Genomic DNA, 2798 nt, shown 5'->3' on the forward strand with positions numbered 1-2798 from the left:
CTATAGTGTTAAACATATCCAAAACTATTTCAATATCTAAATTAGCCTTCTGTTTTGTTAGTCCAGTATTCGCATCATAAATTGTTTTTATTGGTTTTGTAATAAGTGAATAACCCATTAAAGGTAATGCGTCTAAATATGACTGTTGTTTTGCTTCAGGCGGTGTGTCATGTCCAATATAATAAAAGGCATCAACAATATTACCTTCTGTCTCAATATAATCAAGAATCTTTTTAGGATCTACCTTCCAACATAGTGCGTTCTTTTGCATGAAAAAGAAATTTGCACCATCAAGAAATACAGAAATTCTCAACATAATTCTATTTAATTGAAATATTTGGTAAATTCAATTATAACTTTAAACAGTCCAAGCTGCGTAGTTAAGCGCCTGTCGGATATCTTCATCCTCTAATTCTGGATAAGCCGCTAAAACTTCCTGAACCGAAAGGTTACTAGCCAGTAATTTCAACACAAAGCCCACAGTAATCCGCATCCCTCGAATTGTTGGTTGTCCAAGGCAAACATTAGGATTAATAGTAATACGATCTAATTGAGCCAGCACGGTGGAACTCCTGAACTATAAAAATTCTTTACCTATTCTCACATACAACAGAACTTGTACTATCCATAGAAATTATATTAACCCAAGTTGCTAATTATTAAGTCGCAAGCTGTATAAAATATAATGCGTAATTAGTGATTAAATTCCAGTCTTCATCCTGTTCATCCTTAAATCCTGGATATCCTGATTCTGACAATCCCCCCATTCTCACATACAACGGACAAATTGAGAAAAAAGTCAATTAGTCTGAATTTTAGTTACAGTTAGATCACAAATAAATCGTGAGGGGTGATACTATGCGTGTTTTGCTAGTTTATCCAATATTTCCAAAAACCTTTTGGTCTTATGAGAAAATTCTGGCGCTGGTTGACAGAAAGGTGTTATTACCACCTTTGGGTTTAGTAACGGTAGCGGCAATTTTACCCCAAGAATGGGAATTTAAACTTGTAGATCGTAACATTCGCGCTGCCACAGAGGAAGAGTGGGCATGGGCAGATATGGTGATTTTTTCCGCCATGATTGTTCAAAAACAAGACTTATTGGCACAAATTCGAGAAGCGAAAAAACGCGGTAAGTTGGTAGCTTTAGGTGGTCCCTACCCCACCTCCACACCCCATGAAGTGGAAGCAGCGGGGGCAGATTTCCTCATTCTTGACGAGGGAGAAATTACTTTACCCATGTTTGTAGCAGCGGTACAACGGGGAGAAAAATCTGGAGTTTTCCGCGCTACTGAAAAGCCTGATGTCACAACTACACCCATTCCCCGCTTTGATTTGTTGGAGTTTAATGCCTATGATATGATGTCGGTGCAGTTTTCGCGCGGTTGTCCCTTCCAGTGCGAATTTTGCGATATCATTGTTTTATATGGACGCAAACCGAGAACTAAAACCCCTGCACAACTTTTAGCAGAGTTAGATTATCTCTATGAGTTGGGTTGGCGGCGGGGTGTGTTTATGGTAGATGATAACTTTATTGGCAACAAACGTAATGTAAAATTGTTGCTCAAAGAGTTAAAAGTTTGGATGGAACAACATCAATATCCTTTCAATTTTGACACGGAAGCTTCCATTGATTTGGCACAAGATGCCGAAATGATGGAATTGATGGTAGATTGTGGTTTTAAAGCGGTATTTTTGGGTATTGAAACCCCAGATGAAGATAGTTTACAACTAACTAAGAAGTTCCAAAATACTCGCAGTTCCTTGGCTGAATCTGTAGAAACTATTATTAAAGCAGGTTTGCGACCCATGGCTGGGTTTATTATTGGCTTTGATGGTGAAAAGTCCGGTGCAGGCTCGCGCATTGTCCGCTTCGCTGAATTAGCAGCCATCCCTTCTACAACCTTTGCTATGTTACAAGCATTACCCAACACTGCATTGTGGCATCGCTTGAAAAAAGAAGGAAGATTACGGGAAAATCAAGATGGGAACATCAATCAAACCACATTGATGAACTTCATTCCTACCCGTCCTTTAGAAGAATTAGCTAGGGAATATGTGGAGGCTTTCTGTGCTTTATATGACCCAGTTGCCTATTTAGACCGCACCTATCGCTGTTTTATGATGTTAGGTTCAGCTAAATACACAGTACCAGCAAAAATGCCAGAATGGGTAGTTGTCAGAGCCTTACTAATTGTAATTTGGCGACAAGGATTTAAACGACAAACTCGCTGGAAATTCTGGCATCACTTCTTTAGTATTCTCAAGCATAACCCGAAAGTGGTTGAACAATACGTTTCTACCTGCGCCCACATTGAGCATTTTATGGAATACCGGCAAATTGTCCGCGACGAAATCGAAAGTCAATTAGCCGCGTATTTAGCCCAAGGTGCGGAAAAACCCTATGTACTCGTTAAAGAACAAGCAGCCGAAAAAGTGGAAGCAGTAATTTAGAGTATGAATGCACAAGTTAAAAATGCACAAGTTAAAAATGCACAAGTTAAAAATGCACAAGTTAAAAATGCACAAGTTAAAAAGGTTACAGAAAAACCTCTCTCTTACCTCTCCCTAACCCTCTCCTAAGAGGAGACGGAATTGGAAAAGCTTTCATTATGTTATGGGAGAGGCTTTGAAACCCCCGTACCCCACAAGGGAAGGGGGTAGGGTTGTGAACAATATTTCCTAAGTAGGTGAGCGGAAAAAACCGACACAAGTAACGAAAAGTAAACTTGCCCAAAACCTGTTCCCTGTTCCCTGTTCCCTGTTCCCTTGTCATAACGACAATTTTTAACGCCAAC

General features: G+C 39.6%; 5 protein-coding genes. 2 read left to right on the forward strand and 3 right to left on the reverse strand.

Features of this window, described 5'->3' with window-relative positions; all coding sequences use genetic code 11:
* Nucleotides 1–316, reverse strand: a 316-nt coding sequence (locus tag ACIR310F_RS26820; protein WP_231387498.1) for an NYN domain-containing protein, incomplete at its 3' end; no start/stop codon positions are given.
* Between the two features lie 42 nt (nucleotides 317–358).
* Nucleotides 359–562: a DUF433 domain-containing protein gene (locus ACIR310F_RS0111390; RefSeq protein ID WP_028083937.1), complete on the reverse strand. Its 204-nt coding sequence runs from the start codon at nucleotides 560–562 to the stop codon at nucleotides 359–361.
* Nucleotides 563–858: 296 nt separating this feature from the next.
* Here ACIR310F_RS0111390 and ACIR310F_RS0111395 point away from each other — a divergent pair, with 296 nt between their 5' ends.
* The gene (locus tag ACIR310F_RS0111395; protein WP_028083938.1) at nucleotides 859–2454 is read left to right on the forward strand and encodes a B12-binding domain-containing radical SAM protein; all 1596 of its coding nucleotides are present in this window, start codon (nucleotides 859–861) and stop codon (nucleotides 2452–2454) included.
* Between the two features lie 3 nt (nucleotides 2455–2457).
* Entirely contained in the window at nucleotides 2458–2583 is a 126-nt protein-coding gene (locus ACIR310F_RS27340; protein ID WP_269208359.1) for a hypothetical protein, read from the forward strand.
* A 32-nt stretch (nucleotides 2584–2615) separates the two neighbouring features.
* On the opposite strand, the gene ACIR310F_RS25555 is transcribed toward ACIR310F_RS27340, so the two are convergent.
* The coding region (locus ACIR310F_RS25555; protein WP_231387499.1) for a hypothetical protein at nucleotides 2616–2798 on the reverse strand (183 nt) is incomplete at its 5' end.

Origin of the sequence: Dolichospermum circinale AWQC310F (assembly GCF_000426925.1) — a bacterium.
Taxonomy (GTDB): Bacteria; Cyanobacteriota; Cyanobacteriia; order Cyanobacteriales; family Nostocaceae; genus Dolichospermum; species Dolichospermum circinale.